This is a genomic window from Wenzhouxiangella psychrophila (assembly GCF_042310375.1).
Classification (GTDB): Bacteria; Pseudomonadota; Gammaproteobacteria; order Xanthomonadales; family Wenzhouxiangellaceae; genus Wenzhouxiangella.
In genome coordinates, this window is record NZ_JBHJMQ010000001.1 from 385,567 (window position 1) to 407,017 (window position 21,451).

Sequence of the window (21,451 nt, forward strand, 5' to 3'; positions counted from 1 at the left end):
GAGCCGGAAAAAGCCACCGGTACCCACATTCAAGCAGAGAGCCTGCAATGAGCAACAAAACGGAAATCAAAGTCCCCGACATTGGCGATTTCGACAAGGTGCCGATCATCGAGGTGCTGGTGTCCGAAGGCGACCAGATCGAGAAGGAACAGTCGCTCGTGACCCTGGAGTCGGACAAGGCCACCATGGAAGTGCCCGCGACGGCGGCCGGGAAGCTGGTCGAACTCAAGGTCTCCGAGGGGGACGAAGTCGGCGAGGGCGACGTCATTGGGATCGTCGAGGTTTCCGAAGGCGCCGGGGAATCGTCTGATGATGACGACTCCGATCAGAAAGATGAAAAGGGTTCAGGGTTCAGGGTTCAGGGTTCAGGGGAGTCTTCGGATGACTCCGGTGAATCCGATGAGTCCGACGACTCCAGCAAGGAAGACGAAGCCCGCCCGGAACCCGGAACCCCGAACACCGAACCCGCGTCGCGCAGCGACGACCTTCCGGCGCCTCCCGTCCCCTTCGACGCCATGGACCAGGATCTGTCGAAGCTGCCGCACGCCTCACCGGCGGTGCGCAAGCTCGCGCGCGAACTCGGCGTGGACATGACCGGCATCAAGGGTTCGGGTCGAAAGGGCCGCATTACCGAGGAAGACCTCAAGGGCCACGTCAAGCAGGCGATGGAGTCCGGCGGTGGCGCTGCGGCGGGAACGGGGCTGAACATCGCCGAGCCGCCGAAAGTCGACTTCTCGAAATTCGGCGAGATCGAGGAAGAAAAGCTCTCGCGCATCAAGCAGATATCCGGGCCCGCCCTGCATCGCAACTGGGTGTCGATTCCGCACGTCACCCAGTTCGACGAAGCCGACATCACCGAGATGGAAGCCTTCCGCAAGGAATCCAAGAAGCAGGCTGAGGAGGCGGGTACGAAGATGACGCCGCTGGTGTTCCTGATCAAGGCAGTGGTTGCGGGTTTGAAGGCCTTCCCCCATTTCAATGCCTCGCTGTCGAACGACGGCAAGACGCTGATCAAGAAGAAGTACTTCCACATCGGTGTTGCCGTGGACACGCCCAACGGTCTGGTCGTCCCGGTGATCAGGGATGCCGACCAGAAAGGCCTGATCGAACTGGCGCAGGAGCTGACCGACCTGTCGACGCGTGCGCGCGACGGCAAGCTCAAGGGCGACGAGATGAAGGGCGGTTGCTTCTCGATCTCGAGCCTGGGCGGTATCGGCGGTACGGCATTTACGCCCATTATCAACGCCCCGGAGCTGGCGATTCTGGGCGTGTCGCGTTCGGAGACAAAGCCGGTCTGGGACGGCGAGCGGTTCCAGCCCCGGCTGATGCTGCCGCTGTCGCTGTCCTATGACCACCGTGTCATCGACGGCGCGGATGCGGCGCGCTTTGCTCGCTACCTGGCCGAGCAGCTCGAGGATCTCAGGCGGCTGCTGCTTTGAAACAGCAGCGCACCGGCTTCGGCATGATGCTGGCCGCCGCGGTCGGCGTGTTGCTGTTGCTGACCTTCGTGTTCTCGGGCCTGGTCGAGGAGCGCCGCAACCCGAATCAGCAAGTACAGAGCCAGAGTATCAATGGCGGTATCGAGGTCGTACTGGAGTCCGATCGCCAGGGGCATTTCATTGCGACCGGTGCGATCAATGGCCAGGAGGTGACCTTCCTGGTCGATACCGGCGCCACGCTGGTGTCGGTTCCGGAGGGGCGGGCCGACGAACTGGGTCTCGAGCGCATGGCGCGCATCGGCCTGGAAACGGCGGCCGGCCCCGTCACCGGCTGGATGACGCGCATCGACGAAGTGCGCCTGGGTGATATCGTCCAGCGTGACGTGCGTGCCGCCATCAGCCCGGGGCGTAGCGACACGATCCTGCTGGGTATGAGTTTTCTGCGGGAGCTGGAGATTAGCCAATCCAATGGGCAACTGCGCCTGGTTGCTGCACAGGGAACGTAGGACAGGACTGATAGGTTTCGTGAATGGTAAGTAGTAAAAAGTAAATAGAAAAAAGAAAAACAACCGCGCGGCGTCTGATCCGGTTTAATCGATTAACGATTTACCATTTACGATTCACGAAGCATCGGGTGATACCACCTGATCGAAATGAACACCTGAGAGCTTGCTATGAGCAACAAAAAAGAAATCAAAGTCCCCGACATCGGCGATTTCGACAAGGTGCCGATTATCGAGGTGTTGGTCGCCGAAGGCGACGAAGTCGAGGTCGAACAGTCGCTGGTTACGCTCGAGTCTGACAAGGCCACCATGGAAGTACCGTCGCCGGCAGCTGGCAAGCTGGTGGAGCTCAAGGTCTCGGAAGGCGACGAGGTCGGTGAGGGTGACGTCATCGGGGTCGTGGAGGTTTCCGAACGCGCCGGGGAAAATTCGGGTGACGGTGACTCCGACAAGGATGATGATAAGGGTTCAGGGTTCAGTGTTCAGGGTTCAGGGGAGGCTTCGGAAGAGTCTGATAATGCCGATGAATCTGGTGGCTCCGACGACGGTGAAGAAGCCCGCCCGGAACCCGGAACCCGGAACACCGAACCCGATCGTGATCCCAAGGATCACGATCACGATTTCGACCTGGCCGTGCTCGGCTCCGGGCCCGCCGGTTATACCGCGGCATTCCGGGCGGCCGACCTGGGCCTGAAGGTCGCCCTGATCGAGCGCTATAATTCGATCGGCGGCGTGTGCCTGAACGTCGGCTGCATTCCGTCCAAGGCGCTGCTGCATGTCGGGCAGGTGATCGACTCGGCTGCACTCCTCGCTGATCATGGCGTGTCCTTCGGCAAGCCCGACATCGATATCGACAAGTTGCGCGAGTTCAAGAACGACGTCGTCGGTAAGCTCACCGGCGGCCTGGCGGGCATGGCCAAGAAGCGCAAGGTCGAGATCATCCAGGGCATGGGCCAGTTCAGCGGCGAGCACGAGCTGGCCGTCGAGCATGACGGCGAGGAACGCACCGTCAGCTTCAACCAGTGCATCATCGCGGCCGGCTCCCGCGTGATCGAGATCCCCAACGTGCCCTGGGACGACGACCGAGTCATGGACTCGACCGGTGCGCTGCAGCTTGCCGACGTGCCCGAGAAGCTGCTGGTCATCGGCGGCGGCATCATCGGCCTGGAAATGGCCTGCGTCTACCGCGCACTGGGCTCGAAGGTGACCGTGGTGGAAATGATGAAGCAGCTGATGCCGGGCGCCGATGCCGACCTGGTCAAGCCGTTGCAGCAGCACCTGAAGAAGCAGGGCGTCAACTTCCACCTGGAAACCAGGGTCGAGAAAGTCGAGGCCGGCGACAAGGCGCTTACCGCCCAGTTCGACGGCAAGGACGCACCCGATTCGGCCGATTTCGACCGCGTGCTGGTCTGCGTCGGCCGTCGTCCCAACGGCGACCAGCTTAATGCGGAGGCCGCTGGCGTGGACATCGACGACAAGGGCTTCATCGCCGTCGATGGACAGATGCGTACCAACGTCGGTCACATCTTCGCCGTCGGCGATATCGTCGGCCAGCCCATGCTGGCCCACAAGGGCAGCTACGAGGGCAAGGTCGCCGCCGAAGTCGCCGCCGGCGAAAAGCGCGCCGCCGATGCACGGGCGATTCCATCGGTGGCCTACACCGACCCGGAAGTCGCCTGGGTCGGCCTGACCGAAGCGCAGGCGAAAGAAAAAGGCATCGACTACGGCGTGGGCAAGTTCCCCTGGGCGGCCTCGGGCCGGGCACTCGGCATGGATCGTTCCGAGGGCTTCACCAAGCTGATCTTCGAAAAGGAGAGCGACCGGCTGATCGGTGCCGGCGTCGTGGGCCTGCACGCCGGCGACCTGATCGCCGAACTCACCCTGGCCATCGAGATGGGCTGCGATGCGGCCGACATCGGCCTGACCATCCACCCGCACCCGACCCTGTCGGAGTCGGTGATGATGGCCGCCGAAGCCTACGAAGGCACCATCACCGATCTCTACATGCCGAAGAAGTAGACCGCGTCAGCCGGGGCAGCCAGGCGGTCCCGGCCAAGCCGGCCCGGCCGGTTTCAGAGCAGCCGCTCGAGCCTGCCCTTCCAGGCGCCGCGGTCCTCGTCCTCACCGCAGTAGCGCCAGTAGGCCTCGAACCGGTCGCGCTCGGCCGTCTCGAATTCCAGGCGCAGATGCCCCCAGTGATCGCGACCGTCCTTTTCGCTGTCGCAGCTTCGGCGCGAGTCGTCCTCGATCCAGTAGCCTTCGAACACGGTGTCGCTGACGAACTCGCCCAGCACGGCGCCGTTGTCGAGCGTGTAGTCGCCCTCGATGGTGCCGTCGACGCGGCGCAATTCCATCACACCGTGTTCGCCTGCGTCCCACACGCCCAGAATGTCGACGGTCGCGCGTTCTTCGTTGTTTGCTTCGGGCGTGCTACGCACGGTCAACTCCACGCGACGGTTCCGCGCCCGGTCCTCGGCCGTGTCGTTGCTCGCGATCGGGCGGGACTCACCGAAGGCCTCGGTTGTGATGGCGTCTTCTCCGAAGCGGCCCGATTCGATGAAGAAATCGGCTACCGAGCTGGCGCGGTTTTCCGAAAGCGTCTGGTTGCTGGCTTCCGGACCAACACTGTCGGTATGGCCAGCGACCTCGATATGTGTGCCGTCAGGATGCTCGATGGATGCGATGACTTCCTCGAGTGCCTCGTGGGCGCCGGGCTTGAGGCGGTGCTCGCCGGAGTCGAACAGTACTTCGCTGTCGAGGGCGATTCTAGTGGCTGAACCGATGGCGCCGATGGCGTCGACGTCCGCGCCCGGAGTACGGCTGTTGCAGGCCTGCTTGAGGTCCACCAGGCGGACGTAGCGGTAGGAGCTGCCGGGCTCGACATAGGGTGCGATATCGACCTCGGCCTTGCCGCCGGCGATGCGCCCGACCCGAATCCAGTCCTCGCCGTCTTCGGAAATCGCCAGGGCAGTCGCTTCGGTGTCCGGCCCGACTTCGAATACGTACAGGTCTGGGCCGGCGATGTCGATCAGATTGTTGTCCGTCATCGCCACGACCAGGTCCCCGGTGCAGCCCAGGGTGAGGAAGCCGGGATCACCGACATCGGCAAAGTCGGGAACATTGAGGACGGCCTCGGGTCGTGCCGAGGCATCGCCGCCGTCGGGATCGCCGGCCTCGAAGGAAACCACCTCGTCGGCAAAGGAGCGATCGCCCATCGGGAAGAAGACTTTGCCACCATGGCCGTCGGGGTAGTCGCGGCCGCTGTCGGGCGCCTGGGCTGCAACCGGGGCGGCGAGCGTGAACAGCAACAACGAAATCGTGATTCTGGTGGCGTGGTCCATGTCGACTCCTGGGGATGCGTCTGGTTACTACTCTAACGAGAACGGTCAGAATTCCTGCCGGCCGGGCTTCCACGATCAGTATCGAGCCGACGGGTGATATCCTTGGCGGGCCTTATCCACTGTGCATGTCATCCCGTGTATTACGCTGCTGCCTGCCAGACCAATTTTCCGGCACCCGCCCACCGTCACGAGATCGGCGAACGGGTCCGGCGCATGGGTGAGATCATCGAGCAGACCGTGATCGGCTACGAGCCGTTTTTCGATGTGCGGCTGCTGGTCTTCCCCGAGTTCGCCCATGCCGTGCCCATCCACGACGACCCGAAGAAGCTGCTTGATACCGTGGCCGTCGAACTGCCCAACGAGCACACCGTCAAGTACGAGAACCTGGCGAAGAAGTACGGCTGCTACATCCAGACCGGCACTTTTCTCGAGCGCGACGACGACTGGCCGGGCCTGGTGTTCAACTCGACCCTGCTGATCGGGCCCGAGGGCATCCTGTCGAAGTATCGCAAGATCAACACCTGGATTCCCTGGGAAGTGCATACCAGCCCGCACGACTTGCCCGACTATGCCGACGACCCCTTCCCGGTGGTCGACACCGAGATCGGCCGGCTCGGCGTGGCGATCTGCTACGACTGGCTCTTTCCCGAGACCATCCGTGAGCTGGCCTTTCGCGGCGCCGAGTTGCTGGTTCGCGTCTCCGCCTACATGGATCCCTGGGGTACGCAGCAGCCGACCGACTGGTGGACCCTGGTCAATCGCACGCGCGCACTCGAGAACACCGCCTATGTCGTGGCTTCCAACCAGGGCGCGGAAATGCACCACTACCCGCCGTTTTCCTGGCCCGGCGGCTCCATGGTGGTCGACTACGACGGTCGTATTCTTGCGCAAGCCGATCCCGGTGCGGGCGAGAAGGTGGTTGTCGCCCCGATCGATATCGGCACACTTCGTGCCGAGCGTGAGCGCCGACGGGGCCACGACACGCGCGCCCATTATCGGGCGGAAATTCACGATTACGCCCGGCAGCAGCGGCTGGAACCGGCGGGGGCGGATGCGATCAGCATCGAACAGTCCAACCGGAGAATCGCGGCCGCAAAGACCCGTTTGCCTTGAGATTGCCTGAAACAACATGAATCGATTCAAATTCCTCCTGTCTTTCGCGGTGATTCTTGCCTTGCTCATCGGCGGCTGCCAGCCGCAGGAGTCCGAACTGCCGCCCGAGGCCATCGAAAAGAACAACCGCGGCGTCGGCCTGATGGGCCAGTACAAGAATGAGGAAGCCCGACAGGTTTTTGCCGAGCTCGCCGAGAGCCATCCCGACTGGCTGGCGGTGCGGGTCAACGAAGCGATTGCCACGCTCAATCGCCAGGAGGAGGGCGACGAGCAGCGCGCGCTGGCCCTGGTCGGCGAAGTGCTCGAGATCGATGCCGATCATGTCCGGGCCAACTACGTGGCTGGATTGATGCGTTACTACCTGGGTGAGTCGCAGCGCGCGCTGGCGCATTTCGAGCGGGTGCTCGAGGCATCACCCGAGGACGCGCACGCGGCGTACTTCACCGCGCAGACGCTCGCCCAACTCGGCAGGAACCAGGACGCGCTTGACCTGTACGAGCGCGCCATCGAACTCGACCCCTACCTGCGCAGCGCCTACTACGGCGCGGCGCTTGTCATGCGGCAAACGGGTGAGCCCGAAGCCGCCCGCGAAAAGCTGGAAGCCTACCAGCGATTCGCCAACAATCCGCGCGCCCACCTGGCCGAATTCCGTTACACGCGCATGGGGCCGCTGGCCGAGGCCCGGGCCGTCTCCGGTTCGGGCGAACCTTCTTCCACGAGTATGCCCGAAGGCCCCGTCCTGGCCGAGGCCACGGACGGCATTCGACTGCCGCAGGGAAACCGCCGGGCAACGCTTACCACGGCTGATATCGACGGCGACGGCCAGCTGGATCTGTTCATTGCCGATCCCGACGGGAGCCTGGTGCTGCTGCAACGGGACGGTCGGTTCGAACGCGTCGAAGATCATCCGCTGAGCGGTCACGAGGGCGTCCTGGCCGCCGCCTGGGGTGATATCGACAATGATGGTGTGCTCGACGTGTACCTGTGCGGTCGCGGTGCCAACCGGCTCCTGTCCGGCGCAAACGACTGGCAACCGGCGGCTGGGCACGACGATGTTGCCGATGCGGGAACCTGCGCGGATGTCGGCCTGTTCGACGCCGATCACGACGGCGACCTGGATATTTTCGTGGTCAATGCCGACGGCCCCAACGAGCTCTACAGCAACAATCTCGACGGCAGCTGGCGTCGACTGAGCGAGACATCGGAAGCGAATCTGGAAGGTCACGGACACGGCGGCATGGTGCTGGCCGCCGACCTCGACGGTGATCGTGACGGCGATATCGTCGTGCTGCACGAAGACGCTCCGCATCAGGTGCTGGTCAACGATCGACTCTGGCGCTATCGCGAAACACCGGCCTTCGACGCCTTTCGGCAGCATGCCTCGCGGGCGCTAACCGTGGCGGATTTCGAGGCCAGCGGCCAGCCGGCGCTGGTTTCGATCAACGACGAGGGCCGGGTGTCGCGCTGGCTTCCCGACTCGGACGGCCTTTGGCAGGCCGCGGATCTGGCACAGGTCGCGCTCGAAGCACCCGAGACGGTCGGCCTGGCCGCGCTGGATATCTCGGGCAACGGCCGTCCCGAAATCCTGGTTCACCATGCCGACGGCTTCGAGGTGCTGGCCTGGCGCGAAGGCCCGGTCCGCCTGGAAACGCTCGTCTCGCATTCGGCCGCGCTCGTTGCGCTCGCGCCCGTCCTGGTCGACCCCGATCGCGGCCCCTCGCTGATCGGCCTGGTCGGCGAGCAGGAGGGCCGCCGGCTGCGTCACTGGGCGCCGGGCCCGGGACGGGGGCACTTTGCCGCCCTGGCGCCGACCGGTCGTTCCGAGCGCGCCGAGGGCATGCGCTCCAACGCCTCGGGCATCGGTACGGGTATTGCCGCGCGCATCGGCAGTCGCTGGGCGCTGCTCGATACCTACGATCGGCACTCCGCGCCGGGCCAGAGCCTCCAGCCGGTCGCCGTCGGCCTGGGTGAGCATGAGCGTATCGATTTCGTGCAGCTGCACTGGAGCGACGGCGTACTACAGACCGAGATGGGACTGGCAGGAGGGGAGCTCCACCGCATTGCCGAGACCCAGCGCCAGCTCGCCAGTTGCCCGGTGCTGTTCGCCTACAACGGCGAGGGTTTCGAGTTCGTCTCCGACCTGCTCGGCGTGGCCGGCATCGGATTTCTGCATGCGCCCGGCGAGTACTCCGACCCGCGACCCTGGGAATACTTCCGCTTTCCCGAAGGCAGCATTGCGCCGCGCGACGGTCGCTACGAGATCCGGATCGGGGAACCGATGGAAGAAGTCGCCTATCTGGACGCGGCACGGCTGCACGTTCACGATCTGCCGCCGGGCTGGTCGCTGGCGCTCGACGAGCGCATGCACACCGGCGGCGGTCCGGCTCCGACCGGCGACCCCGTCTTCTACCGCGACGAGACACTGATGCCGGTTGAGCGTGCCGTCAACGAGCGCGGCGAGGATGTGACCGAAGCGTTGCGAGAAGTTGATTCCGAGGCGGCCCCGGTCGGCGAGCGCGACCGGCGCTTCCTCGGCCGGCTTTCGGGCGAGCATGTGCTCACGCTGAATTTCGACGAAGTGATCAACCCGGCCGACAGCCGTCCCGTTCTGATCATCGACGGCTGGGTCGAATACCCGTATTCGCAGACGGTCTTCGCCGCCTGGCAGGCCGGGGCCGACTACCGTGCACCGACCCTGGAAGCGCGCGCTCACGGCCGCTGGCAGACCGTCCATGAGCACTTCGGGTATCCGGCCGGCATGCCGCGCGAGATGTCACTGCCGCTCGATGCGCTGCCGCTCGGCACTACGGCGCTGAGGCTGCGCACCAATCTCGAAGTCTATTTCGATCGCATTGCCGTGGTGCAGGCCGAAACGCCGCCGGGGAACGCGCTCGCACACACGCTCGAGGTCGACCGGGCACGGCTGGCGCGCAAGGGCTTCGCCCGTCGCCAGACCCTGGATCAGCGACGGCCGTACTACGATTACGCCGACCGACAGCCGTTCTGGGACACCAAGGCGCCGACCGGTTACTACACCGCGCTCGGACCGGTCGAGAACCTCGTGACCGAAGCTGACGAGGCCTTTGCGGTCATCGGGCCGGGCGAGGAAGTGCACTTCGAGTTCGCGGCGCCGAGCGAGCCGCCCGACGGCTATCGGCGCGAAATCGTGCTGGAGGTTCGCGGCTATGCCAAGGACATGGACCTCTACACCCGAGACGGCGAAACGGTGGGCCCGCTGCCGGGGCACGCCGACAACGCCTCGCGCGAAGCGCTGCACCGGGATACACTCACGCGTTTCCGGGGAGGTTACTGATGACCCAGCGCAAGCGTCCGCGCAAGGCGGTCGGTCCACGCCTGAAGCGGCTGCTGGTCGCGGTGATGGCGCTGTTCGCGCTGCTGCTGGTCAATTCCGTCTACCTCGGCGGTGTGACCCTGTCCGAGTACTTGTCCGGCGAGACCTTCCAGGACTACACCTACCAGTTGATGTTCCTGTTCCACCTGGTCTTCGGGCTGTTGCTGGTCGTGCCTGCGCTGGTCTTCATCGGCCTGCACATGCGCAATACCTGGCGCCGGCCGAACCGGCGGGCGGTCTACGCCGGGCTCGGCCTGTTCGCGGCGGTGCTGATCCTGCTCGTCAGCGGCATTCTTCTGGTGCGCTTCGACTTCTTCCAGATCCGCAGCGAGACGGTGCGCACGATCGCTTACTGGGCCCACGTCATCGTGCCGCTGGCCTGTATCTGGCTGTTCGTCCTGCATCGGCTCGCCGGCCCGCGCATTCGCTGGAAGTCGGGGCTGGTGGTGGCCGGACTCGGCGGGTTGTTCGCCCTCGGCCTGGTCGCGCTCCAGGCCCAGGACCCGCGCCAGTGGAATCGGCCGGGTGAATACGGCGAGGCCGATTTCGAGCCGGCACTGACCCGCTCGGCCACCGGCGACTACATTCCGGCCGAGACCCTGATGATGGACGGCTACTGTGCCGAGTGCCACGCCGATGTCCATGGCCAGTGGCAGAACAGCATGCATCGCTGGGCGTCGTTCAACAATCCGGTCTACCTGATGTCGGTGCGCAATACCCGCGAGTTCGCGCTCGAGCGCGACGGCAACGTCGAGGCCGCGCGTTTTTGCGCCGCTTGCCATGACCTGGTGCCGCTGCTGTCGGGTGCCTTCGACGATCCGGACTACGACGACGTCAATCACCCAACGGCGCATGCCGGAATCACCTGCACCTCCTGTCACGCCATCACCAACGTCAACAGCCCGCGCGGCAACGGCGATTTCACCGTCGAGGAGCCGGTGCATTATCCCTTCGCCTTCAGTGACGAGCCCGTGCTCGAGTGGGTCAACGCGCAGTTGATCAAGGCCAAGCCGGCCTTCCACAAGAAGACCTTTCTCAAGCCGTTGCACGAAGAGCCCGAGTTCTGCGGTACCTGCCATAAGGTCCACCTGCCCGAGCACCTCAACGACTACAAGTGGCTCAGGGGGCAGAACCACTACGATTCCTTCCTGCTCAGCGGTGTTTCCGGTCACGGAGTGAGCAGCTTCTACTACCCGGACCAGGCGCGCGAGAACTGCGCCAGCTGCCATATGCCGACGGTCGCCTCCGACGACTTCGGCGCCCGGCTGCGTGAAGGCGCGGAAGGCTACACCGTCCGCGACCACATGTTCCCGGCCGCCAATACGGCGGTCCCGAAGATGGTGGGCCTGCCAGATGAAGTCGTCGAGAAGCACCAGGCCTACCTGCAGAACGCCCTGCGGGTCGACATCGCCGCACTGCGCACCGAAGGGCGCATCGACGGCGAGCTCATCGCACCGATCCGCCCTGAAGTGCCCGCGCTCGTTCCCGGCCGCGAGTACCTGCTGGAGACCGTGGTTCGTACCACAGGTATGGGCCATCATTTCACGCAGGGTACGGCCGACTCCAACCAGGTCTGGGTGGAGATCGAGGTCGAGCACGACGGGCGCATTATCGGTCGCAGCGGACGCATGGAAGGCGAAGAGCACCGGGTCGATCCCTGGTCGCACTTCATTAACGCCTACGTGCTCGACCGTGAAGGCAACCGCATCGAGCGACGCAATCCCGAAGACATCTTCGTGCCGCTCTATAACCACCAGATTCCGCCGGGCGCCGCCGACCTGCTCCACTATCGACTCGAAGTGCCCGAGACGATGGAAGGTGAGCTGACGGTTCGCGCCCGGGTGCACTACCGCAAGTTCGACGTCGCGCTGATGAAGCATGTCGAGAACCCGCCCTTTGATCGCAACGACCTGCCGATCACGGTGCTGGCCGAAGACGAGGTGAGCTTCCCCGTGGGCGAAGAGGCCGGACCGGTCACGGTCGCCGAACGCGGTATCCCGCAGTGGCAGCGGCTCAACGATTACGGCATCGGCGCGCTGAGGAAGCCGCAGCGGCGCCAGCTCAAGCAGGCCGAAGAAGCGTTCAAGCACGTCGAGGCGCTCGGCAATAGCGCCGGCTCGCTCAACCTGGCCCGAGTCTATCTTGAAGAAGGACGCCTGGACGAGGCGGCCGACGCACTCCGGCGGGCGGCCGGTCATGATGACCCGCCGCCGCCCTGGTCGATGGCCTGGTTCAGCGGTCTGCTGCTGTTCCAGGAGGGTCGCTTCGAAGCGGCCCTGGAAGCCTTCGAGGCCCTGGCGGAAACGCGCTTCAACGAGGCGCGACAGCGCGGTTTCGACTTCTCGCGCGACTATCGCCTGCTCAATCGCATCGGCCTGACCTGGCGGGAACTCGCCAGCCAGAGGAGCGGCCAGGCAAGGAAGCAGGCCATGCAGTCGGCGCGCGAGTGGTTTGGACGCACGCTGGAAGAAGATCCCGAAAACGCCGCGGCGCACTACAACCTGGCACAGATCGAAGACGAACTGGGCAACACCGAAGATGCGTCCCGGCATTCCCGGCAATACCAGCGCTACCGCGTTGACGACAATGCACGTGACCGCGCGATTGCCGCGGCCCGCCGCCGCGATCCGGCGGCCGACCACGCGGCGGACCCCGTGGTGATCTACGACCTGCACCGCGACGGGGCCGGGGCCTACAGCCAGGCGGTTGGGGAAGTCATCGAGCGAATCGAACAGCCATGACCGACAACCACCGGGATTTCGAATACGAGAACGAAGACCTCGAGCAGGACGACGCCATCATCGGGCGTGTCTTCCGCTGGTCGATGGCGATCATTGCCGGCGTGTTGCTGATCGCTGCCGGCTGGTTCGGCCTGAATTACTGGTTCGAGCACTCGCCGGAAGCGCCCGTGGCTGAGACCGAGATCGAACTCGATGGATTGCTCGATCAAGCCGACTTGCCGCAACCGCCGCCGGGCCGATTTGTCGACATCACCGAGTCGGCCGGTATCGACTTCGTCCACTATAACGGCGCTTACGGGGATCGCATGCTGCCCGAGACCATGGGCGGCGGCGTGGCCTTCTTCGACTACAACGACGATGGCCATCCCGACCTGCTGTTCGTCAACGGCGATCGCTGGTCGTTTGCACCCGAAACCGACGCGCCCCGCCCGAACGCCCTGCGGCTCTACGAGAACGACGGGTCCGGGCAGTTCCGTGAAGTGACAGCCGAGGTCGGCCTCGACGGGGTTCACTTCCAGGGCATGGGGGTGGCCGTGGCGGACTATGACGGCGACGGGCGAAAGGATATCTTCGCCACGGCGGTCGGCCGCAATCGACTGTTTCGCAATACCGCCGACGGTTTCGTCGAAGTGACCGACGAGGCCGGCGTTGCCGGTGAAGATGCTCGCTGGAGCACCAGTGCGGGCTTCTTCGACGCCGACAACGACGGCGATCTCGACCTCTACGTGGTCAACTACGTCGACTGGTCGCGCGAGATCGATATCGAGGTCGACTACCGCCTGACCGGCATCGGCCGCGCCTACGGCCCGCCCATGAACTTCGCCGGCACGCGCGACTACCTCTATCGCAACAACGGCGACGGTACATTTACCGAAGTGGGTCCGGAGGCCGGCATTGACGTGCGCAACCCGGCCACCGACGAACCGATCGGCAAGGGCCTGGCCCTGATGCCGACCGACATCGACGGCGACGGCTGGCTGGATGTCGTGGTCGCCAACGACACGGTCCAGAACTTCGTCTTTCACAACAACGGCGACGGCAGCTTTACGGAGGTCGGCACCGAGTGGGGCCTGGGATTCGATCGCAACGGGCATGCCACCGGCGCGATGGGCATTGATGCTGCCCGGCACCGCAACGATCGCGCTATAGCGGTGGCCATCGGCAACTTTGCCAACGAGATGAGTTCTTTTTATGTCTCCGAATCACCGCAGCCGCAGTTCGCCGACCGGACCATCGGCGAAGGTATCGGCCCGGCCACCCGCATGGCCCTGACCTTCGGCGTGTTTTTCTTCGACTACGACCTCGACGGCCGGCTCGACTACCTGCAGGCCAACGGGCATGTCGAAAACGAGATCAACCAGGTCCAGTCCAGCCAGCACTACCGCCAGTCGGCCCAGCTGTTCTGGAACTGCGGCCGCGCCTGCCCCGGCACCTACCGGCCGCTCTCACCCGAACGCATCGGCGACCTGGCCAAGCCCATCGTCGGCCGGGGAGCGGCCTACGCCGATATCGACGGCGACGGCGATCTCGACGTCGTGCTCACCCAGATCGGCGGCCCGCCGCTCATGCTGCGCAACGAGCGCGACAGCAATCATCACTGGCTGCGCGTTCGTCTCGAAGGGCGATCACCCAACACCGACGCCATCGGCGCTCGCGTAAAACTGGAAGCCGGCGAAACGACGCAGTACCGAACGGTCATGCCCGCGCGCAGCTATCTTTCCAGCGTTGAGTTGCCAGTGACCTTCGGGTTGGGCGAGACCGATAAGGTTGATCGCATCACCATTACGTGGCCCGACGGCAGCGAGTTCGAGCGGACCAATCCGCCGGTTAATCGGACGTTGGTCATTCAGAAAGCCGCGACCCGTCCCTGATCGACAACCCCATTAAAGGATGTCCGTAAACCGGCGACAGATCCGGTCGACATCTTCCGACCCCAGCTCGGGATACAGCGGCAGTGCGATTGACTGATCGCCGGCTTGTTCGCTGACCGGCAGCGCGCGGCCGTCGTGTTGCTGGTCGTGATAGGGCAGGTGGTGGACGGGTTCGAAGTAGACGCCGCAGTCGATGCCTTCGGCCGACAGCGAGGCGATGAGGCGGTCGCGGTCGGCCCGCGTTCCGTCGCGCAGGCGAAGGGGGAAGGTGAACCAAGCGATGGTTTCGTGTTCGGCCGCCGGCGGAAGCAGCTGCAGGGCTGGATGGTCGCCGAGGTTCTGACAGTAGCGTTCGGCGACGGCCCGTCGCCTTGCTAGCGATTCTTCCAGTCTTTGGAGCTGCACGCTGCCCAAAGCGGCATGGAGTTCGGACAGGCGCGCGCTGAAGCCGGGCAGGCCGGCATGGCGGGTTGCCGTGACAGTGTCGCTGCCTTGGTTGCGGAGCTGGCGGCAGCGGGTGAGGAAGTCGGGGTCGTTGCCGACGATCATGCCGCCTTCGCCGGTGGCGATCGGCTTGTTGGGATAGAAGCCGAACACGCCGGCGTCGCCCAGCCCGCCCACTGCGCGCCCCTTGTAGGATGCGCCTATGGCTTCGCAGGCATCCTCGACCACGAACAGTTCGTGATCGCCGGCAAGCGCCAGCAGTTCGTCCATCGGCGCCGGGCGCCCGAACAGATGCACGACCATGATCGCGCGCGTGCGGTCGTTGATCGCCGCTCCTGCGCTGGCCGGGTCGATGTTGAGCGTGTGCTCGTCAACGTCGACCAGCACGGGCTTCGCGCCGGCGCGGACGATGGCATTGACCGTGCCGACGAAGGTGAAGGCCGGTGCAATGACTTCGTCGCCGGGACCGATACCCAGCGCTTCCATGGTGATCTGCAGGCCGACGGTGCCCGAGTTGACGCCGACGCCGCCGGCCGAGCCGGTGAGCCGGGCCATGCCGGCCTCGAAGGTTTCAAGCTGACAGCCGCGGCTGAGTATGCCGCTTTCGACGACCTGTCTCAGCGCGGCTGATTCAGCCTCCCCGAGTCGGGGGCGGGCCAGCGGTATGCGGCGCTCAACCATGGTGATCGAAGGCCGGGCTGTCGCCGTCGACCAGGGGCAGGGCGCGGCGGATACGCAGGTTTTCATCCAGCGGCGTCTCGCGCAGGACGCGGGCGATCAGTTTGGCCGCCGTGCCCTCGCCGTAGGGATTGCTCATGCCATCAAGCGACTGCCGGAAGGCATCGGATTGCGCGCGGCGCATGCCTGTCACGATGGCGCCGGGCTCGGCCGGGACGTCGATGATGTTGGCCGCGCGCTCGCGCCCGCGCTGGCGGATGCCGACGTTGACGCAGGGCAGGGCCAGCGAGGGCGTTTCCATGATGCCGCTTGAGGAGTTGCCGACCAGCATCCGCGCCTGCATGAGCAGGCCCCAGTAGTCGAGCGTACCCAGGTTGACGAACAGGTCGCTGTCCTCGTGCTGCCGGCAGTGGCTGCGGGCCATTTCGATGATCGGGCCGTGGCCGGCATCGGCGTTGGGAAAACAGAAGACGGTGGGTGCGGGGTCGCGATCGAGCGCGGCGAACAGCGCGCGGGCCTCTTCGGCGGTGTCGTCGAGCCAGGTCGTCGGGTGCATCGCCACCACGCGCGGTCGCGGTCGAAGGTGGATGCCGAGACGCGATTCGAGGACTTCACGCTCGGGCAGATTGCTTCTGACCAGGTGATCGAGCGAGGGTGCCCCGGCGCGGTAAACGCGCCAGCCGGGTACGCCCATGGCCATGACGCGCCGCCGTGCCTCGACCGTGGAGACGAAGTGCAGGTGGGCCATCTGGGTAAGGGCGTTGCGTACGGCATCGTCGATGGCGCCTTCGCTGATCTCGCCGCCCTCGATATGGGCTACCGGAATGCGCAGGGCCAGCGCAGTGGCCGCCGGTGCGAGCATTTCGTAGCGATCGGCGATGACCAGCAGCAGGTCGGGTCGGAGCCGGCCGAGCAGGTCGGCCAGGCCCAGGGTGGTCAGGCCGATGGTTTTGGCCATGGCGATGTCGGAGTCGGAGTCGAGCAGGCTTTCGACGCAGGCCTCGACCTTGAAGCCGTCCTCACGGATACGGTCGACCGTATGGCCGAACTTGGGCGAGAGATGGGCGGCGGTGGCGACGAGGCGAAGGTCGACCTCCTCGGCGGCATCGAGCTCGCGCAAGACCCAGTAGAGGTGGCCGTAGTCGGCCCGCGAGGAACTGACCACCGCGATGCGTCGCGGGCTGGAATGATCTGATTGCAAGCGTTGTCTCCGGGTGGCAGAATGCGCGGCTTCGTTGCTGTCGGCAACAGTTTCTCTTTTCCTGACCGTGGCTCGGTTAGAGTACCCGCATGGTAACTATGCTTGCGCGAGTTTTTGTCGTCGTCGGGTGGCTGGCCGTCTGTTCGGGTGCCGGCGCGCAGGGCGACTGGTTCCGCGACGTCGCCGCCGAGGCCGGGGTCGATTTCACCTACCGTAACGGCATGCAGGGCGAGTTCTACTTCCCCGAGATCATGGGCGGCGGCGCGGCGCTGTTCGACTACGACGGCGACGGTCTCCTGGATCTCTACCTGGTCCAGGCCGGCGCCATCGGTCCGGACGTGGCGGCGGCCGATCGCGAGCACGGTGATCGGCTCTATCGCAACCGTTCGGCCCGTAATGAGAACGGCGAGTGGGTGGTCCGCTTTGAAGATGTCACCGCCGAGGCCGGCATCGACGCACGCGGCTACGGCATGGGCGTGACCGTTGGCGACTACAACGCCGATGGGCACCCCGACCTCTACGTACTCAACTTCGGCGACAACCAGCTCTGGCGCAACAACGGCGACGGCACGTTTACCGACGTGACCGAATCGGCCGGTGTCAACGACCCGCGCTGGAGCGTGAGCGGATCGTTCGCCGATCTCGATGGCGATGGCTACCAGGAGCTGATCGTCGTCAACTACGCCGACTACGATCTGGATTCGCACCGGGAGTGTCGCGCCTCCGGTAGCGGGCGGCCGGACTATTGCTCGCCGTCGGCCTACCCTGCCGCGGGTGACCGTCTGTTCCGAAATCTCGGCGATGGTCGTTTCGAGGACGTGACTGATGCGGCCGGTATGGGTGAGGTGAGTAGTCACGGGCTGGGCGTCATCGCCGCCGATCTCGATGGCGACGGCAAGCGAGACATCTACGTGGCCAACGACGGCAGCGCCAATTTCTTCTGGCTCAATCGCGGCGACATGCGCTTCAAGGACGATGCCATGCTTGCCGGTAACGCGGTCAATGGCGACGGCGCCGCGGAGGCCGGCATGGGCGTGGATGCGGCCGACTACGACCACTCCGGCGCCGAGGATATTCTGATTACGCATCTCAAGCGTGAGACCAATACGCTCTATAGAAATGACGGACAGGGCTGGTTTACCGATGTTTCGGCCGCCTCGGGGCTGGGTCCGCCGAGCCTGCCCTACACCGGGTTCGGTACCCGCTTCGTCGATTTCGATCTCGATGGCTGGCTGGATGTTTTCGTGGCCAACGGGGCCGTGACCGAGGAAGCCGACCTGGCCGCCGCCGGCGACCCGTTCCCCTACCACCAGACCAACCAGCTCTTCATCAATCATGGCGAAGGGCAATTCAAAGACGCGACGGACCGGGCCGGCGCGGCCCTGCGACGATCCCGGGCCAGCCGCGGCGCCGCCTTCGGCGACATCGATAACGACGGACGTGGTGACATCGTGGTGGTCAATACCAACGAAGCGGCGGAGATACTCGTCAACCGGCTCGATGAACGCGGGCGCTGGATCGGTTTGGTGCCCATGGTCGATGGCCGGGCCGCTTCGGGCGTACGCGCCTGGCGCCTGGCCGAGGGTGATCGACGCGTCCTGCGGCGCTCGCGCCGCGACGGCTCGTACGCTTCGGCCAGCGATCCGCGTATCGTATTCGGACTCGGTGAGATCGAGGCCGATCAGGCGTTCGAAATGGAGTGGGCCGACGGCACGAAGGAAACTTTCGGCGATCTGCCGGTCGGACACTACCACCGGATCAACAAAGGCAGCGGTCAATGATTGAGATGACGACAAGCGGAGCACGATTCCTGGCACTGGCCGGCGCGAGTGCAATGGCACTCGGCCTGGCCGCCTGGTCGGATCACGTTTTGGCTCAGGGCGATTCGAGTGAACTCGTCGAGTTGCCGCAATTGCAACTCGATGATGTCGCCGAGCCCGTGCGCGAGGCGCTGGTCGAGGCGCGTGAACGCGTCGAGCGTGCGAGCGGCAGTGACAGCAACGAAGTCGCCCTGGCCGAGGCCTACGGGCACTTCGCCGATGTCAGCCTCGCCCACGAACTGACAGCCCAGGCCAGGGCAGCCTATCGCAATGCCATTGCCCTGCGCCCCGATCGCCAGGAGTGGCACTACCTGCTCGGCCTGCTCGAAATCGGCGAGGGCGATCTCGCCGCCGGAATCGCGTCACTAAATCGCGCCATCGAGCTCTATCCGCGCGATCATGCCGCCCTGATTCATCGTGCACGTGCCCACCTGGAAGCCGGCGATTTCGACCGCGCCGAACGCGACTTCCTGGCCGCGCAAGAACTGGTTCCGGACTCGCCGGCGGTACTGGGCGGCCTGGGGCGCGTTGCGCTCGAGCAGGGCGAGCCCGAAGCAGCAGTGGACCATCTCGAGCAGGCGCTCGAGCAGGCGCCGGAAGCCGCCGCCGTTCACCAGGCCCTTGGCATGGCCCATCGCGAACTCGGCAACGCCGACCGCGCCAGGCAGCATCTGGAGCAGGGTGGGGAGGCGCGTGCGCCGATGGATGACCCCACGCTCGATCGCATCCGCCGGCTATCCCGTAGCCCGCAGTTCTTTCTTGAAGCCGGCTTGAGCCAGGCCGATCGGGGCAACTTCGAGGCTGCGGCCGGATTGCTCGAACGGGCCCGTGAACTCGACCCCGAAAGCGACAACATCCTGAGACAGCTTGGTGAAGTACAGGCGCGGCTGGGCCGGCTCGACGCCGCCCGCGAATCCTTTGCTGAACTGGTCGCACGTTCCAGCGTGAATGCCGAGGCCTATTTGTTGCTCGGCCAGGTTGAGGAGTTGCGTGGCGAATTCGACGCCGCACTGACCGCCTACCGAGACGCGCTCGCCATTGACGAGAACTACCGCGAGGCCGAAGAGGCAATCGCCTTCGCCCGGTTCAACCAGCGTGAATTCGAGCTCGCCGCGGAGCAGTTCCGGAAGCTGGCCGAAAGCGCCCCGGATCCCGCCGGCGAGGCCCGCCACGTTTACTGGCAGGGCATGATCGCCCTGGCGCAGGGGCGCTGCGACGAAGCCGCCGAGCGGATAAACCGTGCGCGTTCGCTGACTGAAGACGAGAACGCCGACGTGCTGACGGCGCTGGCGAGGATGCGCGCGACCTGCCTGGATGCTGGCGACGAGGCGCTTGACGAAGCGCTGGAGTGGGCGGTCGCACTCTACGATGCACAGCCGGATATGGAAACGGCTGCCACGCGAGCGATGGTGCACGCCGCCCGCGGCGAGTTCGACGATGCCGTCGATTTCCAGGCGCAGGCCTTGTTCGAGGCGCTCAAGCGCTACGGTGAAGTCGAGGCCCGTCCCGACCTTCAGGCTGAAATGGAACGCTATCGTGACGAGCGTCCGGCCGAGCGTCCGTTCGGGCCCGAAAACCCGGTGTTCTCTCCCGGCATGGGCTGATCACAGCAGGCGCCAGCCGACCCAGATCACGCAAAACAGCACCAGGAAGCCCAGGCCGGACCAGGCCAGGGCAAGCAGACCGCCGCGTGGGCGATGCTCGGCGGGCACGTGTTCGCTGGTGAGCAGCTTGATGTTGAGCCAGGCGATGACCGGCGCGGCCAGGAACGACACCGTCGTTGCGAAATCGATCAGGGCGGTGAATCGCTGGCCGAAGTAATGGATGACCAGCAGTGCGCCGATCGAGGTCAGTAACAGGGCGCCGATGTAGCGAGCGCGGTGCTTGTGCTCGCTCGAGCCCTCGTCCGTGGCGATGCCGCTGAGTTCGATGAGCGCGCGCAGCGCCCTCGGATAGGCATCGGTGACCGCCAGGGTGGTCGAGAACATGGTCGTCAGTGCCGCGACGGCAATGATCGGACGCGACCACTCGCCCAGCGTCAGCGCATAGAGATCCACCAGCCGTCCGGAAAAGGCCACACCCGATTCGGGCAGCGCTTCCTGGCTGCCGTGCAGCATCAAGGCGCCGAGCAGCAGGAACAGCACGGCCAGCAGGGTCGCGCCGGCATAGCCGATCTGGAAGTCGATGATCGAATCGCGCACGCTGGGCAGGTGTCCGGTCTGTTCGGCGCGTTCGAGCGTCCACAGCGAGTGCCAGGCGGCCACGTCCAGGGGGATCGGCATCCAGCCCAGCAGGGCGAGTACGAAGGCGAAGCCGGTCGCCGTCCAGACGGCATCGAGATTGGCCGCCGGGTTGAGCGCGCTCCAGTCCGGGCCGGAGCCGAACGCCAGGGCGACTGCCGACAGCGTCGAGACCGCCAGGGCCGCCATGATGATCTTCATCAGCAGGTCGAGGCCCCGATAGCGCCCGATGGTCAGAACCGCGAGGCAGCCGGCCAGCACGCCCGCAGACAGTTGCGTGATCGAAGCATCAAGGCCGAAGACGAGTCCGGCCAGTCCGGCTGCAACCACGGTGACGCCGGCCTGGATGATCAGCATCGTGCCCAGCGTGATGACGACGAACAGACCCAGCGCCCAGCGGCCCAGCCGGCGATAACCCACGAGCAGGTTCTCTCCCGTGGCGGCTGCGTAGCGTGGGCCGAACTCCAGAAAGGGGTACTTGAAGATGCAGGCGAGTAAAACCAGCAGCAACAGGCTGGTACCGTACTCGGCGCCGGCACGCGTCGACTGCACCAGATGAGAAACGCCGACAGCCGCTCCGGCCATCAATAAACCCGGACCCAGTGCGAAAAGCAGTTGCCGGAAGCGGCTGCTTGCAAAAGTAAAGAACATGTTCATATCATACAGGCAGAGCCAGTCGGTACTGCGCCATACTGCACAGTATTGATC

At 65.1% G+C, this 21,451-nt stretch carries 13 protein-coding genes; 9 read left to right on the top strand and 4 right to left on the bottom strand.

The annotated features are described in order from the left end of the window. The first annotated feature begins 47 nt into the window (after positions 1-47). The 3 genes from ACDC66_RS01680 to lpdA all read left to right on the top strand — a co-directional run bounded on the left by ACDC66_RS01680 (position 48) and on the right by lpdA (position 3,961). Positions 48-1,439 (top strand): dihydrolipoyllysine-residue acetyltransferase, encoded by a 1,392-nt coding sequence (locus ACDC66_RS01680; protein WP_376694936.1) that lies wholly within the window; start codon positions 48-50, stop codon positions 1,437-1,439. Beyond that, a complete protein-coding gene (locus tag ACDC66_RS01685) occupies positions 1,436-1,945 on the top strand; it encodes a retropepsin-like aspartic protease family protein (RefSeq protein ID WP_376694937.1) in 510 nt (169 codons plus the stop codon). The genes ACDC66_RS01680 and ACDC66_RS01685 overlap by 4 nt, the downstream gene beginning before the upstream one ends. A gap of 168 nt (positions 1,946-2,113) precedes the next feature. Then, on the top strand, positions 2,114-3,961 hold the full coding sequence (lpdA, locus tag ACDC66_RS01690; RefSeq protein ID WP_376694938.1) for a dihydrolipoyl dehydrogenase: 1,848 nt from the start codon (positions 2,114-2,116) through the stop codon (positions 3,959-3,961). A gap of 53 nt (positions 3,962-4,014) precedes the next feature. Here lpdA and ACDC66_RS01695 read toward each other — a convergent pair whose 3' ends face one another. Then, complete coding sequence (locus tag ACDC66_RS01695; RefSeq protein WP_376694939.1) at positions 4,015-5,283, bottom strand: OmpA family protein; 1,269 nt, start codon at positions 5,281-5,283, stop codon at positions 4,015-4,017. 135 nt (positions 5,284-5,418) lie between these two features. Between ACDC66_RS01695 and ACDC66_RS01700 the strand changes: the two genes are divergently transcribed. The 4 genes from ACDC66_RS01700 to ACDC66_RS01715 are packed head-to-tail and all read left to right on the top strand — an operon-like array spanning position 5,419 to position 14,360. Further along, on the top strand, positions 5,419-6,396 hold the full coding sequence (locus ACDC66_RS01700) for a nitrilase-related carbon-nitrogen hydrolase (protein ID WP_376694940.1): 978 nt from the start codon (positions 5,419-5,421) through the stop codon (positions 6,394-6,396). Positions 6,397-6,412: 16 nt separating this feature from the next. After that, on the top strand, positions 6,413-9,709 hold the full coding sequence (locus ACDC66_RS01705) for an FG-GAP-like repeat-containing protein (RefSeq protein WP_376694941.1): 3,297 nt from the start codon (positions 6,413-6,415) through the stop codon (positions 9,707-9,709). Continuing rightward, a complete protein-coding gene (locus ACDC66_RS01710) occupies positions 9,709-12,489 on the top strand; it encodes a tetratricopeptide repeat protein (RefSeq protein ID WP_376694942.1) in 2,781 nt (926 codons plus the stop codon). Before ACDC66_RS01705 ends, ACDC66_RS01710 begins: the two co-directional genes overlap by 1 nt. Beyond that, positions 12,486-14,360, top strand: coding sequence for a CRTAC1 family protein (locus ACDC66_RS01715; protein ID WP_376694943.1), 1,875 nt, complete (start codon positions 12,486-12,488; stop codon positions 14,358-14,360). Before ACDC66_RS01710 ends, ACDC66_RS01715 begins: the two co-directional genes overlap by 4 nt. Before the next feature lie 12 nt (positions 14,361-14,372). Here ACDC66_RS01715 and ACDC66_RS01720 read toward each other — a convergent pair whose 3' ends face one another. Then, positions 14,373-15,551 (bottom strand): DegT/DnrJ/EryC1/StrS family aminotransferase, encoded by a 1,179-nt coding sequence (locus ACDC66_RS01720; protein ID WP_376694944.1) that lies wholly within the window; start codon positions 15,549-15,551, stop codon positions 14,373-14,375. After that, a complete protein-coding gene (gene neuC / locus ACDC66_RS01725; RefSeq protein ID WP_376694945.1) occupies positions 15,478-16,683 on the bottom strand; it encodes a UDP-N-acetylglucosamine 2-epimerase in 1,206 nt (401 codons plus the stop codon). Before neuC ends, ACDC66_RS01720 begins: the two co-directional genes overlap by 74 nt. Positions 16,684-16,772: 89 nt before the next feature. Between neuC and ACDC66_RS01730 the strand changes: the two genes are divergently transcribed. Together ACDC66_RS01730 and ACDC66_RS01735 are read left to right on the top strand one after the other, a co-directional pair. Continuing rightward, positions 16,773-18,464: a CRTAC1 family protein gene (locus tag ACDC66_RS01730; protein WP_376694946.1), complete on the top strand. Its 1,692-nt coding sequence runs from the start codon at positions 16,773-16,775 to the stop codon at positions 18,462-18,464. Beyond that, positions 18,461-20,107: a tetratricopeptide repeat protein gene (locus ACDC66_RS01735; protein WP_376694947.1), complete on the top strand. Its 1,647-nt coding sequence runs from the start codon at positions 18,461-18,463 to the stop codon at positions 20,105-20,107. The genes ACDC66_RS01730 and ACDC66_RS01735 overlap by 4 nt, the downstream gene beginning before the upstream one ends. On the opposite strand, the gene ACDC66_RS01740 is transcribed toward ACDC66_RS01735, so the two are convergent. Continuing rightward, positions 20,108-21,394 carry an Nramp family divalent metal transporter gene (locus tag ACDC66_RS01740; RefSeq protein ID WP_376694948.1) on the bottom strand — a complete coding sequence of 429 codons (1,287 nt, stop codon included), beginning with the start codon at positions 21,392-21,394 and terminating at the stop codon, positions 20,108-20,110. Positions 21,395-21,451: the final 57 nt, after the last annotated feature.

Bases quoted from the DNA above. Each gene is read 5' to 3' on its own strand.
- ACDC66_RS01740 (WP_376694948.1), bottom strand. From the start codon at position 21,394: ATGTTCTTTACTTTTGCAAGCAGCCGCTTCCGGCAACTGCTTTTCGCA.
- ACDC66_RS01710 (WP_376694942.1), top strand. From the start codon at position 9,709: ATGACCCAGCGCAAGCGTCCGCGCAAGGCGGTCGGTCCACGCCTGAAG.
- lpdA (WP_376694938.1), top strand. From the start codon at position 2,114: ATGAGCAACAAAAAAGAAATCAAAGTCCCCGACATCGGCGATTTCGAC.
- ACDC66_RS01720 (WP_376694944.1), bottom strand. From the start codon at position 15,551: ATGAAAACCTGCGTATCCGCCGCGCCCTGCCCCTGGTCGACGGCGACA.
- ACDC66_RS01715 (WP_376694943.1), top strand. From the start codon at position 12,486: ATGACCGACAACCACCGGGATTTCGAATACGAGAACGAAGACCTCGAG.
- ACDC66_RS01695 (WP_376694939.1), bottom strand. From the start codon at position 5,283: ATGGACCACGCCACCAGAATCACGATTTCGTTGTTGCTGTTCACGCTC.
- ACDC66_RS01680 (WP_376694936.1), top strand. From the start codon at position 48: ATGAGCAACAAAACGGAAATCAAAGTCCCCGACATTGGCGATTTCGAC.
- ACDC66_RS01705 (WP_376694941.1), top strand. From the start codon at position 6,413: ATGAATCGATTCAAATTCCTCCTGTCTTTCGCGGTGATTCTTGCCTTG.
- ACDC66_RS01730 (WP_376694946.1), top strand. From the start codon at position 16,773: ATGGTAACTATGCTTGCGCGAGTTTTTGTCGTCGTCGGGTGGCTGGCC.
- ACDC66_RS01735 (WP_376694947.1), top strand. From the start codon at position 18,461: ATGATTGAGATGACGACAAGCGGAGCACGATTCCTGGCACTGGCCGGC.